14 protein-coding genes are annotated in these 14,792 nt (G+C 73.8%); 8 read left to right on the top strand and 6 right to left on the bottom strand.

Annotation, left to right across the window (positions count from 1 at the left end):
* Positions 1-245: 245 nt before the first annotated feature.
* The 8 genes from MPTA5024_RS05215 (at position 246) to MPTA5024_RS05180 (ending at position 8,783) form a co-directional block, all read left to right on the top strand.
* Entirely contained in the window at positions 246-917 is a 672-nt protein-coding gene (locus MPTA5024_RS05215) for a flavodoxin family protein (protein WP_036320362.1), read from the top strand.
* Complete coding sequence (locus MPTA5024_RS05210; protein WP_198166955.1) at positions 914-2,392, top strand: phenylacetate--CoA ligase family protein; 1,479 nt, start codon at positions 914-916, stop codon at positions 2,390-2,392. The genes MPTA5024_RS05215 and MPTA5024_RS05210 overlap by 4 nt, the downstream gene beginning before the upstream one ends.
* Before the next feature lie 13 nt (positions 2,393-2,405).
* Positions 2,406-3,908 carry an anthranilate synthase component I family protein gene (locus MPTA5024_RS05205; protein ID WP_036320360.1) on the top strand — a complete coding sequence of 501 codons (1,503 nt, stop codon included), beginning with the start codon at positions 2,406-2,408 and terminating at the stop codon, positions 3,906-3,908.
* Between the two features lie 89 nt (positions 3,909-3,997).
* Positions 3,998-5,005: a zinc-dependent alcohol dehydrogenase family protein gene (locus tag MPTA5024_RS05200; RefSeq protein ID WP_036320357.1), complete on the top strand. Its 1,008-nt coding sequence runs from the start codon at positions 3,998-4,000 to the stop codon at positions 5,003-5,005.
* Between the two features lie 135 nt (positions 5,006-5,140).
* A complete protein-coding gene (locus MPTA5024_RS05195; protein WP_198166954.1) occupies positions 5,141-5,497 on the top strand; it encodes a hypothetical protein in 357 nt (118 codons plus the stop codon).
* A gap of 310 nt (positions 5,498-5,807) precedes the next feature.
* Positions 5,808-6,656 carry an alpha/beta fold hydrolase gene (locus MPTA5024_RS05190; RefSeq protein WP_036320351.1) on the top strand — a complete coding sequence of 283 codons (849 nt, stop codon included), beginning with the start codon at positions 5,808-5,810 and terminating at the stop codon, positions 6,654-6,656.
* A gap of 139 nt (positions 6,657-6,795) precedes the next feature.
* Positions 6,796-8,079 (top strand): cytochrome P450, encoded by a 1,284-nt coding sequence (locus tag MPTA5024_RS05185; protein ID WP_051457719.1) that lies wholly within the window; start codon positions 6,796-6,798, stop codon positions 8,077-8,079.
* 86 nt (positions 8,080-8,165) lie between these two features.
* Positions 8,166-8,783, top strand: coding sequence for an anthranilate synthase component II (locus MPTA5024_RS05180; RefSeq protein ID WP_036320348.1), 618 nt, complete (start codon positions 8,166-8,168; stop codon positions 8,781-8,783).
* Positions 8,784-8,840: 57 nt separating this feature from the next.
* Here MPTA5024_RS05180 and MPTA5024_RS05175 read toward each other — a convergent pair whose 3' ends face one another.
* The 6 genes from MPTA5024_RS05175 to MPTA5024_RS05150 all read right to left on the bottom strand — a co-directional run.
* Positions 8,841-9,293 (bottom strand): hypothetical protein, encoded by a 453-nt coding sequence (locus MPTA5024_RS05175; protein ID WP_036320346.1) that lies wholly within the window; start codon positions 9,291-9,293, stop codon positions 8,841-8,843.
* Complete coding sequence (locus tag MPTA5024_RS05170) at positions 9,290-9,523, bottom strand: hypothetical protein (protein ID WP_157099296.1); 234 nt, start codon at positions 9,521-9,523, stop codon at positions 9,290-9,292. Before MPTA5024_RS05170 ends, MPTA5024_RS05175 begins: the two co-directional genes overlap by 4 nt.
* 123 nt (positions 9,524-9,646) lie before the next feature.
* Positions 9,647-10,375, bottom strand: a complete 729-nt coding sequence (locus tag MPTA5024_RS05165) for a DUF2306 domain-containing protein (protein ID WP_036320340.1) — start codon at positions 10,373-10,375, stop codon at positions 9,647-9,649.
* 135 nt (positions 10,376-10,510) lie between these two features.
* Positions 10,511-11,848, bottom strand: coding sequence for a PQQ-dependent sugar dehydrogenase (locus MPTA5024_RS05160; protein ID WP_157099295.1), 1,338 nt, complete (start codon positions 11,846-11,848; stop codon positions 10,511-10,513).
* 92 nt (positions 11,849-11,940) lie between these two features.
* Positions 11,941-13,101: an inositol-3-phosphate synthase gene (locus MPTA5024_RS05155; protein WP_036320337.1), complete on the bottom strand. Its 1,161-nt coding sequence runs from the start codon at positions 13,099-13,101 to the stop codon at positions 11,941-11,943.
* A 226-nt stretch (positions 13,102-13,327) separates the two neighbouring features.
* The coding region (locus MPTA5024_RS05150; protein WP_036320334.1) for an outer membrane protein assembly factor BamB family protein at positions 13,328-14,792 on the bottom strand (1,465 nt) is incomplete at its 5' end.

Below are 14,792 nucleotides of genomic sequence, written 5' to 3'. Positions count from 1 at the left end.
GGCGCCGCGCTCGCCCCCGCGGAGGGCTGACCGCGCGGGAGGCCCGGCGGGACACCGCGATCGCGAGGGCCGGCCGCCGGTTCCCGGCGCGCCCGGGAGCCGGCGGCGGCCTCGCGGCACACCCGGGGGAGGGGACCTCCCCGGCGCACGGACACACGGACACCGGATCCCCTCTGACAGCTCACGACCACCACGGCGCCCGCCGGTGCGGGCGCCGCACGCGCTCGCCGAGGAGGCACACCATCGTGACCGCAACGCCGAAGATCGTCGCGATCAACGGATCCGAGAGGGACGGGAACACGGCCGACGTGCTGCGGCACGCCGCGTCGGTCGCCGCCGAGCGGGGCGTCGACTTCGAGGCCGTCGACCTGCGGAACATCAGGATGCTGCGCTGCGGCCCGTGCGGCGACTGCAACGACCGCACGATCCGGTGCGAGCAGACCGACGACGTGCCCGGGGTGGTGGACAAGATGATCGCCGCCGACGGCATCATCTACGCCGCGCCTGTGCACGGCTTCGGCACGGCCAGCCTCATGCAGACGTTCATCGAGCGGGCCGGCGTCGGCTACCTGCGCTTCGACCGGCCGCTCGCCAACAAGGTGGCCGGGATCGTCTCGGTGGCCCGCCGCTACAGCGCGGGCGAGGTCTGGGCGCAGCTCACCGTCAACGCGCTGCTCAACCGCATGATCGTCGTCGGGAGCGGGTTCCCGGCCGAGGTCCACGCCCTGCACAGGGGTGACGCGGCCAAGGACGAGGAGGGCCTGACGAACGTCGCCCGCATGGTCGACCGCATGATCGACATGATCGACCTGCTCAGCGAGCACCGCCGTCTCACCGGGCGCCGGGACGTCCTCGGCGTCGGCGAGCGCAACGAGCGGGTCGGCCTGGCGCTCGACGAGCTGCGGGAGCACCTGTGACGCCCCCGTCCGCCACGGGCCTCCTCCCGGCGGCGCTGCCGGCGGCGGAGACCACCGTCCTGCGGCAGCCGGCCGGCGACGAGGCGTTCTGGCGGGACTACCAGCGCGTGCTCGACCGCTTCCATGCCGGCGAGATGACCCCAGGCGACCGGTCGCGCTGGCGGGCCGAGCGCCTGCGGGCCGTGCTGCGGCACGTCACCGGGCGCTCCCCGTTCTACCGGCGCCACCTGGCCGGGATCGACGTCGGCGCGGTCACCCCGGGGACCCTGTCCGCCCTGCCGTTCACCACCAAGGACGATCTGCGCAGGGAGATGTACGACGTGCTGTCGGGGAGCCCGGCGGACGCGAGCATCTTCTACGAGACGACCGGCACGACGGGCCCGTCCACCCCCTGTCCCCGCGGCGTCCGCGACATCCTGACCAGCAACTCCGCGGTCGAGGAGTCGTGGCGGCGGCTTTTCCGGGCCCGGTTCGGCGACCGCCTGCCGGTCGTCGGGCTCATGGGTCCCTCGGAGCTGTACGCGTTCGGCGACGTGTTCACCGCGGTCGCCGCGTCGCTCGGCGCCTGCCACGTGAAGATCTGGCCGGAGTCGCCCCGCGTCGGCTTCCGCAAGGCGCTGCGGCTCATCGAGGAGCTGGGCGTCGAGGTGGTCGTCTGCGCCCCGGCTCTCTGCCTGAGCCTCGCCAAGGCCGCCCTGCACTACGGGTACGACCTGTCGCGGCTGCCGGTCGCGATGTTCCTCGTGCTCGGCGAGATCTGCACGCCGCAGTTCGCCGCGAACGTCGCGTCGATCTGGCCGCGCGCGACGGTCCACCCCACCCTGTACGGCTCGCAGGAGGCGCTGTGCATCGCCACCGGCGCCGTCACCGGCAGGCTCCACCTGTCCGAGCTGAACTACATCGCCGAGCTGGTCGACCCGGACACGGGCGCGCCGCTCGGCGACCGCGGCGAGGGCGAGCTGGTCCTGACCATGCTCGTGGACGGCGTCAAGCCGCTCGTCCGCTACCGTACGGCCGACCTCGTGCGGATCGAGGACGCGCCCGCGGACTCCCCGCTGCCCGGCCCAGTGGTCGAGGTCGTCGGCCGGGTGGCCGACCGCATCCGGCTGGGCGAGGCGACCCTGCAGCCGGCCGAGCTGGAGTCCGCCGTGCTCGACGGCGTCCGGGGCTGCCTCGGGTACCAGGTCGTCATCGACCGGGACGAGGACGGCCGCGACCGGGTGACCGTGCGGATGGATCTGCTGCCGAGGATCGCGGGCGACGCGGCGGCCGTCGGCGCCGGGGTGGCGGCGCGGCTGCGCGAGCGGACCGGGGTGAGCGCCGCCATCGCCGTCGACGCCGAGCTCGACCCGGTCACCAACACCGGCGCCTTCGTGAGCTGGAAGGCGGCCCGGATCCTGGACAACAGGACCGAGGCGGACCACGCCGCGGTGGTCGCCCGGCAGGTGGCCCACCGCTACGCGATCACGACCTGACGGGGGTTGCGGCATGAGGGAGCGAATCGACCGAGCCGCGCTGCGGGTGAGCACGTCGCGCCGTGAGGTGCCGCCCACGGGCAGCCTGTCCGCCTACCTCGCCCTCGCGGAGCGGTTCGGCCGCGACGAGGTGTTCCTGCTGGAGTCGGCCGCCGGCTCGGTGCGCGACCGGCGCTACCGCTTCACCGGATTCGGCGCCCTGCTGACGGTCGCGGTGACCGGCGGCGTGGTGCGGGTCGAGGGGGTGCCGGAGGTCCGCGACGCCGTGCTCGCCCGGCTCCGCCCGCTCCTGGACGGCGACGCGGACGGCCGGGAGGGCGGCGGGCCGCGGCTGCGGCGGCCGCGCGACCTGTGGCAGGTCCTGCGGGCCGTGGGAGGCGTGTTCGACGCCCGGGGCTCGGCCTCGCGGTTCCGGTTCGGCTTCCTCGGCTACTTCGGCTACGACACCGCCCGCTACATCGAGGACCTGCCGTACCTCATCGAGGGCGACGACGGCATGGCGGACGTCTACCTGGTGCTCCACCGGGGCTGTCTCGTCGTCGACCTGGCCACCGGCCGGTCGGAGCTGCTGCTGCACGAGTGCCCGGCCTGGCCGGCGCTCGACCCCGCCGAGATCGCCGCCCTCGTCGGCGACGCGGACCGCACGCATCCCGAGCCGGTTCCGGCCCCCGTTCCCGAGGCGTGGATGTGCGACGACACCGATGCCGCCCGGTTCGCGCGCAACGTAGAGCGATGCCTGAAGCACATCGCGGTGGGCGACATCTACCAGGTGCAGATCGGCCACGAGCTGACCGTCGCGAGCGCCGCCGACCCGCTCGACGTCTACCTGCGGCTGCGCGCGCGCAACGCCTCGCCGTACATGTACCTGACGTCGGTGGACGGCCACACGGTCGTGGGGGCGAGCCCGGAGCTGTTCGTCCGCGTGGAGGACGGCGCCGTGACCATGCGGCCCATCGCGGGGACGGTGCCGAGGAGCGCCGGCGGTGACGAGTCAGAGGACGACGCCCTGGCGGCCCGGCTGCGCGAGGACCCCAAGGAGGTCGCCGAGCACACCATGCTCGTCGACCTGTGCCGCAACGACATCGGCCGCATCTGCGCCCGCGACAGTTTGGGCGTGCGGGAGACGATGGTCGTCGAGCGCTACTCCCACGTGCAGCACCTCGTGTCCACCGTCACCGGGCGGGCCGAGGGCGGCGTCGACGCGTTCGACGTCATCCGCGCGCTGTTCCCCGCCGGGACCATGACCGGCACCCCGAAGATCCGGGCCATGGAGATCATCGAGGAGCTGGAGACCACCCGCAGGGGCCTGTACGCCGGCGCCCTCGGCCTCATCGACGTCGGCGGCTACGTCAACCTCGCCCTGTGCATCCGCACCCTCATCCACCGCGACGGCGTCTACCGCACCCGCGCCTCGGCGGGCGTCGTGGCCGACTCCTCCGCCGAGCGCGAGTGGACCGAGACCCTCGCCAAGTCCAGCGCCGCGTACTGGGCGGTGACCGGCAGGGAACTGCTGTGACAGCCTGACGCCCGGGCCGGGACCGGCCCGGGCCCTCGCGCGCCGCCCGGCCTGACAGCGATCGTTGACGTTGCTGACGAGAGGAAGTCGTGAGGTACTACCACCTGCCCCGGTTCTCCGGCATCGACGCGCTGCGCCTCGACGAGCGCGACGTCCCCGTCCCGGGGCCGCGCGAGGTGCTCGTCCGCATGCGCGCGTGGTCGCTCAACCACCGCGACCTGCTCATCGCGCGCGACGCGTACGGCCGGGGCATGAAGCCCGACCTCGTGCCGCTGTCGGACGGCGCGGGGGATGTGGTGGAGACCGGCCCGGAGGCGACGCGGTGGAAGGTGGGCGACCGGGTGACCGGCGTGTTCCTGCCCGGGTGGCTCGGCGGCCCGGTCACCGCGGCCAGGCTCGCGAGAGCGCTCGGGGGCACCGTGGACGGCGTGCTGGCCGAGTACGTGGCCTTCGACGAGGAGGCTCTCGTCGCGACCCCCGCCCACCTGGACGACGCGGAGGCGGCCACGCTGCCCTGCGCGGCGGTGACGGCGTGGCAGTGCCTCGTGGTGCAGGGCGGGCTCGGCCCCGGTCAGCGGGTCCTCACGCTCGGCAGCGGCGGGGTGTCGGTGTTCGCGCTGCAGTTCGCGTCGCTGGCCGGCGCGGAGGTGGTCGCCACGTCGGGCAGCGACGCGAAACTGGAGCGGCTGCTCGCGCTGGGCGCGGCCCACGGCGTCAACCACGCCCGGGTGCGCGACTGGGGCCGGTACGTCCACGACCTGACGGACGGCGGGGTCGACCACGTCATCGACGTCGGCGGCGGGGGCACGCTGCCGCAGTCGATCAGGGCCGCCCGCACGGGCGGCCGGGTGAGCGTCGTCGGCGTGCTGAGCCCCGGACAGGGCATCGACCCGGTCCCGCTGCTCCGCAAGGCCCTGATCGTGCAGGGCCTGCACGTCGGCAGCCGGGAGGCGTTCGAGGCGATGAACCGGGCGATCGGGCTGCACCGGCTCCGCCCGCTCGTCGACCGGTCGTTCCCGTTCTCCGACGCGGTCGCCGCGTACCGCCACCTCGAGTCGGGCCTCCACCTGGGCAAGGTCGTCATCGTGGCGGACTGACCGATCGCAACTCGCGGCTGCGTCCGTCTGACGGCCGCAGAGAACAGACCGCGCATCAGTGCAGGGGGCCCGGCCGCCTATACGCGGGTCGAGCATCTGGACGGCGGGACCTGGGAGTTCAAGCTCACCCAGAAGGTGCCCGCCTGCCAGGCGGGCCCTGTCCAGGGCCTGATCACGAACATCTATCTGACCCGCGCCGAGTACGACCGGTTCGCCCCGCTCCCTGCCACAGAGTTGTCCAAGATCCGCTTCAGCGTCCCGCCACTGAGCATCGACGTCTTCGATCCGCCCCTCCATGGTCTGGTCCTCGGCGAGGCCGAGTTCACCACGGACGAGGAGGCGTCGTCCTTCCTCCCGCCTCACGCGATCACCGCCGAGGTGACGGATGACGCCCGCTTCACGGGCGGCAGACTCGTCCGCACCCGGCGGCACGAACTGCTCGAGTGGCTCGCCGAGTACGCGATCACGCCGGCGTCCACCCCGCCCGACTGAGCATTCTGGAAGAACCCCGGAGGCTCCCCGGCCGATAAACTCAGTGACGGAGAGTGACCACGGGCGAGCGCGCACCAGGTGAGAGCCCGTCCCGGCGGGCCGCCGGGCCCCCACTCCCACGGCGTCGCGGAAATCAGTCGCGATTGGGCCTCACCGATCGCGCCCCGGATGTCGAGAACCGCCGGCCCGCTCCGACCCACATACGGAGGAGGCGCCCGGAGCGACGTCCGGTAGCCGAACGACACGCAGACGAGCGAGGAGCCCCAGGGCGGTGGCTCCGACACGACAAACGTAACCAGGAGGCGACTCGATGAGCGCGACGAAGACGGACACGCTGCAGGTTCCGGGCGCGAGCCTGTACTACGAGGTGCGGGGCGACGGACCCGTGCTCCTGCTGATCCCCGGCGCCCCCGGCGACGCCGCCATGTTCGGCGGCCTCGCGGAGGCCCTGTCCGACCGGTACACGGTCGTGACGTACGACGCGCGCGGCCTGTCGCGCAGCACGCTGGACGGCCCGGCCGAGGACCAGCGGATCGAGGTCCACGCCGACGACGCCCACCGGCTGCTGTCGGCCGTCACGAGCGAGCCGGCCTACGTGTTCGGCGCCAGCGGCGGAGCCCTGGTCGCGCTCGACCTGCTGACCCGCCACCCCGAGCAGGTGCGGGCGCTGGTCGCGCACGAGCCGCCGGCGGTGGGCCTGCTGCCCGACGCCGACCACTGGACGGCCTTCACGCAGGAGATCTCCGACATCTACGCGGCCGCCGGCTGGGGCGCCGCCATGGGCCGCTTCGGCGAGGGCATGGGCCTCGGCGGCCCCGAGGAGGGCGACGGCGGCGACTGGGAGCAGCAGGGCGAGCCCGACCCCGAGATGCTCGCCGCCATGGCCCGGTTCGAGGCCAACGCCGACTTCTTCTTCAAGCACGTGTGGAGCTCGTTCATGAGCCACACCCCCGACGTCGAGGGCGTGCGCTCGGCCGAGCCGCGCGTCGTCATCGCGGGCGGCGACGCCTCCGACGGGCAGGTCCCGCGCAAGGCCGCGGCCGCGCTGGCCGACCGCCTCGGCACGGGCATCGTGGACGTCCCCGGCGACCACGGCGGCTTCACCACCCAGCCCGACGCGTTCGCCGAGACCCTCCACAAGATCCTGCAGAACGACTGAGCAGACGACGACCACCCGACGACACCCGACGACACCCGACGACACCCACGACCACTCCGACGGCCCGCGGCGCCCCGCCGCGGGCCGTCCTCGTCCAGGGGCGGACGGCGTGGGTGACCGTACGGCGGAAGGGAGACGCATGGCCGAGCACGTCACCGAGCTCGCCGGGAGCCCGGCCGAGCTGATGGCGGCCCTGGTGTCCAGCGAGGGGCGGCGGAACCGGCACGCCGTCTACGACGCGCTGCGGGCCCACGGGGGCGTCGTGGCGGCTGGGGAGGGCCTGCTGGCGGTCCTCGGGTACGCCGAGTGCCTGCGGGCCCTCAGGGAGCCCGCGCTGCGGGTGCAGGACGAGCGCAGCCACGACGTCGTGCACCCCGGCTGGCGGTCGCACTCGTCGCTGCGCGGGTTCACCGACTCGATGCTCTACACCAACCCGCCCGACCACACCCGCCTGCGCCGGCTGGTGACGGGCGCGTTCACCGCCCGCCGGGTGGCGGCCCTGCAACCGGCCGTCGAACGGCTGACCGAGCGGCTGCTCGACCGGATGGACGCGGCGGCCGCCGGGGGGACGCCGGTGGACTTCATGGCGGAGTTCGCCTTCCGGCTGCCGGTCGCGGTCATCGGGGTGCTGCTGGGCGTCCCGGAGGACGACCAGGTGTGGTTCCGCGCCGCGGCGGCCGAGGTGACCCTGGCCCTCGAGGGCCTCACCGACCTGTCCCGGCTCGCCCGCGCCGACGCCGCCATGGACGAGCTGTCGGCGTACTTCACGGCGCTCGTCGAGGAGCGGCGCCGCCGCCCGGCGGACGACATGCTCAGCGCGCTGGTGCGGGTCCACGACGACGACGGCGACCGGCTCAGCGGCGACGAGCTGATCGGCAACCTCGTGCTGCTGCTGGTGGCCGGCTTCGACACCACCACGAACCTGCTGGGCCACGCGCTGCGCCTGGCCTTCGAGCATCCGGCGCACGCGGCGCGGCTGCGGGAGGGGGAGCCCGGGTTCGCCGCCGCGTACGTCGAGGAGACGCTGCGGGTCGAGCCGCCCGTCCAGGCCACCAGCCGCTGGGCGGGCGCGCCGTTCGACCTCATGGGCACGCCGGTTCCCGAGGGGACGAAGCTGCTGCTCCTGCTGGCCGCCTGCAACCGCGACCCGCGCCGTCACCCCGATCCGCACCGGTTCGACCCGGAACGGCCGGACAACCGGCCACTGAGCTTCGGGGGCGGCGTGCACCTGTGCGTCGGCGCGAGCCTCGCCCGCATGGAGGCGACGGTGGCGCTGCCCCGGCTGCTGCGCCGCTTCCCCGGCATCGCCCCGGCCGGCGCCCCCGCCTACCGGAACCGCCTGGTCGTGCCCGGGTTCGAGCGGTTCCCCGTGTCCGTCCCGGTAGGCCTGGCAGGAACAGGTCACCGCGCGTCAACTTGCTGAGTGCCGCGTGCCCGGATCGCCGGCCGTCCGTGCCGCACAGTGGGGGTGCGGGAACACCCGCGGCCCCGACGACAAGGACGGCGACAATGACCGACGCACCGACGATCCTCGTGGTGGACGCCTTCGACAGCTTCGTCTACATCATCCGGCAGTACCTGATGTCCGCCGGCGCCGAGCCGGTGATGGTCCGCTCGAACGAGCTCGACCTCGACGACGTGCGGTGGATGCGCCCGGACGCGGTGCTGCTCGGCCCCGGCCCCGGCCACCCGTCGGAGTCCGGCCACGTGGAGATCGTGCGGGCCTACGGGGGAGAGGTGCCGATCCTGGGCGTCTGCCTCGGGCACCAGGCGATCGGGCTGGCGTACGGCGCGACGATCGCGCGGGCGCAGCACCTGATGCACGGCAAGACGAGCCCCATCCGGCACGACGGGCGCGGCCTGTTCGCCGGGATGCCCGACCCCTTCCCGGCCACCCGGTACCACTCGCTCGTGGTCGAGGAGGACAGCGTGCCGTCCTGCCTGGAGGTGAGCGCCCGGTCGCTCGACGACGGGTACGTGATGGGGCTGCGGCACCGGTGGCTGCCGATCGAGTCGGTGCAGTTCCACCCCGAGAGCATCTGCACCGAGGGCGGCATGCGCATCATCGGCAACTTCGTCCAGGCCCACGCGGGCTTCCCCGCCTGGAGCCGCGCCGTGGCCGCCTGAGTGCGCCGCCTGAGTGCGCCGCCTGAAGTGCGTCGCGTGGACCCCGGCGCGCGGGCCTCAGGGCAGGATCTCCAGCCGCACGTCGAGCCCCTCGTACAGGTACGGCGTGGTGGTGACGATCCGCCAGCCCCGCCGTACGGCGTGGACGGCCGCGTGCGCGGCGACGAGGACCTCGGGCAGCTGGGCGTCGGCGGCGGCGGCCGGCCGGTGCCGGCGAAGGCTCGCCATGATCGCCTGGGCGTACGGGCCGCCGGCCACGGCGTCGTCGGGGGACAGGGCGCCGGTCACCACCATCGACATGCGGAGGAAGCGTTCGAGACGGGGCTGGATCGGGCCCAGGGACAGGACCTGGACCGCCAGCGCGGGGACGAGGAGGGTGACGCCGTGGGCGGAGGACTGCAGCACCACGGCCCGGCCGTACATGCTCTTTCCCTCGATGAGGTGGACGACGGCGTCGAGGTCCAGCACGTGGCCGGACAGGACGCCCGCCGGTGGGACAGGGTCGCTCACGCGGCGTCCGCCGTGGCGTCGCCGCCGACGAGGCGGGCCGCCCGGGCGCGGTCGTCGTCACCGATGCCGTCCTGCCAGCCGGGACCCCATAAATCGGCCATGATGGCCAGGTCGTCCTGGATGCGGCGGCGCTCCCGGAGCGCCGCGGCGATGTACGCCGAGGCGTTGCCCGACGCCTGCGCCTCGTCGGCCAGCTCGTCGGGCAAAGAGATCGTAATCTTCCTGGTCATACTTGGGAGAGTACTCAGTCATACCCGGCCGGTCCACCGGTTCGCGGGAAGAGGCCCGGGACGGCGGAAGGGGCGCCCGCCGGTGTGGACGGACGCCCCTTCCCTCCCGGGACGCGGAGGCGGTCAGGCGGCCGCCCTGGCGGGGCGGCGGCGCCGGCGCTCCACCAGCCACTTGGCGACCAGGACGTTGAGGACCCAGCCCCAGGAGATGGCCTCCAGGAACAGCATCATGTCGAACTGGACGCCCGTGATCCCCATGAAGATCACGACGACCCGGCCCCAGGAGGTGCCGAGGGCGAGCGCGAAGCTGTAGTACATCCAGCGGCGGTGCTCGGCGTACCTGTGGGCGCGCTGCATCCGGTAGCCCTGCACGGTCGTGACGATCCAGGCCACGGCCATCCCGAACAGCCCGACGCGGCCCGTGGGGGCCTGGGAGAAGGGCAGCAGGGCGAGGCCCAGCAGGGCGGCCGGCAGGGCGCCGGCGAAGACGTACAGCCACCCGCTCACCCGGTGGAACCGGACGCTCCTGCGGCGCAGCCACGGCAGGAGCTGCAGGAAGCCCGTCACCATCGTCACGTTGCCGGTGATGGCGTGGATCACCACGGTCGGGTAGTGCAGGTGCCCGGGGAAGTTCGGGCTCAACGGGATCCGGGACAGGGCCGGGTCGAACGTGAGATACGTCGGCAGCGCCCAGATCAGGTTGAACACGACGAGCACCGCGAAGGCGACGGCCCACGCGCCGCGCCACCACGGGACCCGCTCGCGGGGCGCGGCGGCCCGGCCCCGGGTCCGCTGGGGCGGCTCTTGGGTCCAGGTGGCCTGGACTCCGGCGGTCTCCACATCTTGTGTCACGGCGGGTTCCTTTCTCGCTTCTGGCCGGGCCTCGGGGTCCCCTCCGGCTGTCGTCGCGGCCCGGCGGTCGCACAGCCGCCCACGCGGCCAGCGTCACACCCGCCCGTGGTGCCGGGCACCTCCCTGCTTGCGCAGTTAGCGCTGGTCGCGGGGGAGATCCTGGGTCTGGGGGAAGGCGAGCGGCTCCTCCACGCGCAGGACGGCTCCCGAGCCACCGGCGGCCGCCACGGTGACGCCGCCGGGCTCGCCCCGCATCTCGAACGAGCCGAAGTCGACCACCCAGAGAGAGCCGTCGGCGGGGTGGAACCGGACGTCGATGGGCCGGCTGAGCTCCGAGCTGAGCAGCACGTGCTGCCGCCAGTCCGAGGTCCGCACGAGGGTCAGCGCCCGGCCCACCTCCGGGTGGCCCGGCGCCGCCGTCATCGGCGTCTCGTCGCCGAACAGCGCGACCGCCAGGAAGCCGCCGCCGGGCGCCACGTCGAACTTCGTGGCGGCCGTGTGGCTGTGGAACTCGGCCAGTGGGCGCTCCGGCTTGGGAAGCTCCGCGTGGTTGGCCAGGATGAAGCCCGGCGCCGGGCCGGTCTCCGGCGCGAACCGGGGGTCGGTGACGGGCACGCCGCCCATGAAGTCGGGCCAGCCGTACCACGCGCCGGGCCGGATCTCCCACAGGTAGTCCGGCACGTTCGCCACCGGGCGGCTGCCGCGGTCGTCGGCGCCCTGGTCGAGGGCGAGCAGACGCCCGTCCGGCAGGAACTTCAGCCCGAACGCGTTGCGCACCCCCCAGGCCACCAGCTCGACGTCCGTGCCGTCCGGGTTGGCGCGCAGGACGGCGGAGGTGGCCGGCGTGCGGCCCGGCAGGCGCGTCCCGGCGGGCAGCCGCTCCCCGAACTGCGTGTACGGTCCGGTGACCAGCGTGGCCGAGGGGTCGTCGCCGAACGGGTCGCGGGTCTCGACCGCCACGCCCGTCAGCTCGACGTCGTAGCCCGGGACGTCCACGCTGTGCGGCAGCTTCTTCAGCCAGCCCATCACCAGGGCGTCGAGGCCGACCAGGCCGGTGTTGGTCATCGCCCCCTGACCCCAGTACATCTTGCCGTCCGGGCCGAACGCGACCTCGTTGGTGTGGTAGTTGCCGCCGCCCGGCAGGTCGTCGAGGACGTGGGTGAGGCGGCCGTCGAGCTCCAGGCGCGACACCCGTCCTGGATCGCTGCCCTGCGACACCCACAGCGAGCCGTCGTGGAAGACCAAGCCGGTCACCGGGGAGCCCAGCCCCTCGGCGAGCACGGTCGTGCCGCCGTCCGGCTCGACGCGCAGGACCCGGCCGCCCGGCGCGGCGCCGCCGAACGGCAGGCCGGTCTCGGCGACGTACGCCCCGCCGTCGTCGTCGAACGCGAGGGCGCTGGGGAACGACAGTCCGTCCGCGACGACCGACACGCGGCCGAGCTTGGCGGAGGTGGTGCTGTCCAGCCACGACATGGTGATCCTCCTGCGGGTGGGGTCGGTGTCAGACGGGCCGGCGGCCCCTCACGGACGGCCGTCCGGTCAGGAGCGGCGGGAGGTTCGGCAGGTCACGCGGGCGCACGACCGGACGCCAGCCCGGCGGCCCAGGCGACCAGCATCCGGTGCTGCTCGTCCAGTCCGTGGACCTGCGTGCCGGCCGGGTCCTTGAAGAAGAACGCCAGCTCGGGGAGGCAGCCGCGCCGTCCCGCCGCCAGCGCCCGGGCCGTCAGCCGGGCCAGGTCGAGCACGAGCGGGGCGGCCAGCGCGGAGTCGCACCCCTCCCAGGTGAACTGCATGCGCATCGGGGTGCCGAGGAACCCCTGGAACGTGACGTGGTCCCAGGCGGTCTTCCACTCGCCCATCTCCGGGACGTTGTGGATGTGCACGCCCCCGCTCACGGGATGGCCGAGGAGCGCCTGGAGCACCCGTTCCTTGGAGTCGATCTTGCTGGCCGCGGCGGCCGGGTCGGCGAGCGTGGCGCCGTCGCCGGCGCCGAGGAGGTTCGTGCCCGACCAGGACGTCACCCGCAGCGCCCGGGCGGCGAACATCGGCGCGAGCACGGTCTTCAGCAGCGTCTCGCCGGTCTTGCCGTCGCTGCCGCCGTACGGCACGCCGCGCCGCCGGGCGAGCTGGTCGAGCGCGACGAGCCGGGCGCCCCTCGACGGGGTGAAGTCGACGTACGCGCATCCGGCCGACAGGGCGGCGTAGGCGTAGCGCGAGCTCACCGGCAGCGCGTCCACCCCGGCGGCGAGCGCCTCGTCGAGCAGCGCGAGGTCGGCGGTCGCGGGGTGTGGCTCGGCGGGGGGCTCGGTGGAGGAGACGTTCACCACCACCACGGCGCCGAGGCCCTCGCGCTCGCGGAACGCCGCCAGGTCCGCGGCGAGGTCGGCGACCTGCTCCGCCTGGGAACGCCGGTCCGCGCCGTCGACGCCGGGCCGCACGCGCGCCTCGGCGGCGTCGAGGTCGGCGGCGACGGCCGCGGGCAGGCCCGCCGGGACCACCCCGTCCAGCGCCAGGCGCTCGGCGCGCTCCCGCAGCGGGACTCCGGCGACGTCGTGGCCGCCGAAGACGAGGTCCCCGTACGCCGGCAGGGGCACCGAGGAGAACTGCGGCGAGTCCGTCACGCAGCCCACCGGCGGCCGCAGGCCGCGGGCGAGCGCCGCCGCGCCCACGACCGTGGTCACCGCGACCGAGCCGCGCGCCCCGACGAGCCAGACACCTGTCCGCATGAGAAGACCTCCAGCCGGGGAGCCGGTCGTCCGGGGCGTTCCGCCCGATGGGAAGGGGTCCGGCGCCGTTGGCGGACCGCCACCCACCAAGCGTGCATCACGATGATCGGGACGCCTTCTCCCAGCGTGCTCTCCCGCCCGCGCGGCGTGCTCGCGGGCGCGGGCAGACGCGGGCGTGGCGGGCCTCCACGATGGGAGGCCCGCCACGCGCCGGGAGGAGACGGGGTCAGGACAGCGAGTACGCGAGGAACTCGGGCACCGGCTGGTCGAAGAAGATCGGCGAGGCCGCCCCGATGTAGAGCGTGTCGCCCACCACGGCGGGGAACGAGTTGATCCCCGCCTTGGTCTTGGTGCTCCACAGCGTCTTGCCGGTCCGCACGTCCATGCCGTAGATCGTGCCGTCGTAGGTGCTGGTGAACACGACGTCGTTGGCGACGGTCGCGGCGCCGAAGTTCTCCGACGGCAGGTCGCGCTTCCACAGCACCTTGCCGGTGGCCACGTCCACGGCGAGGATGCCGCCCGTGCCCGAGGCGAGGTCGGGGAAGTCGTAGCTGGTCGAGCTCATGGGGGACGAGGCGTCCACCCACGGCACGAACAGCCGGCCGTCCGAGACCGACATCGGCGTCTGGACGCCGCCGAAGATGCCGGGGTAGACCTGCACGGGCTGGTCAGGCAGCGGCCCGGTGTCGTTCTGGTGCCTGCCGACCGGCAGCGACCACAGCGGCTTGCCGTCGTCGGCCCGGTAGGCGTGGACCGAGCCCATCTTGCCGGCGACCACCACGACCTCCGTCCGCACGCCGTTGAGCGTGGCGTACGTGATGATCGGCGAGATGTGCAGGTCGTAGTCGCGCAGGTCGTGCGGGGCGACCTGCTGGTACCACAGCACCCTGCCCGTCCTGCCGTCGAGGGCGACGAGCGAGTTGGTGTAGAGGTTCGGCCCGGGGCGGCTCGCCCCGTTCGGGTACTCCGGCGTGCCCGGGAACGGCGCGGGGTCGCCGACCGCGACGAACACCCGGCCCCGGTCGTCGACGCCCGGCGGGAACCACAGGCCGCCGCCGCTGTTGATCTCGGGGTGGCCCCACAGGTAGCCGTCCTTGATCGTGTTGAACGACCACTTAGGCGTGCCGGTGGCGGCGTCGAAGGCCCAGACCGTGCCCATCGAGCCGGGGGCGTACGTCGTGAGGGTGGAGGGCACGGTGCTGACGACCACGGTGCGGTCGTACAGCTGCGGCGCGATGTCGACGCCCCCGTCACCCTCCTTGACCAGCTCGCGCGACCACACCGTCGCGCCGGTGCGCGGGTCGAGCGCGAAGACGCCGGTGTGGGTGGTGCCGAACAGCAGCCCCCAGCCGTAGGCCACGCCGTTGGGGCCGACGTTCGGGCTGTCGAACGAGCGTTGCCACTTGACCCGGCCGGTGGACTGGTCGAGCGCGGACACCTTGCTGTTGAGGTCGATCAGGTAGACCGTCCCGCCCACGACGATGGGGTTGGACGAGAACGTGCCGAAGAACTCGTTGCTGTCGAGCGCGAAGCGCCACTTCACCTTGAGCCCGGCGACGTTCTTGGACGTGATGGAGGTCCGCTTGGTCGCGCGGGTGTTGGCGAGGTCGTAGTTGTGCCCGGCCCAGACGCCGGCGGTCGAGCCCCACTCCGGCGGGGCGTCCGTGGCCGGCAGCGAGGCCGCGGCGCTC

This window comes from Microbispora sp. ATCC PTA-5024 (assembly GCF_000511135.2).
Taxonomy (GTDB): domain Bacteria; phylum Actinomycetota; class Actinomycetes; order Streptosporangiales; family Streptosporangiaceae; genus Microbispora; species Microbispora corallina.
Note: the sequence above shows the minus strand (reverse complement) of the source record. Positions and strands in the feature narration are given on the sequence as shown.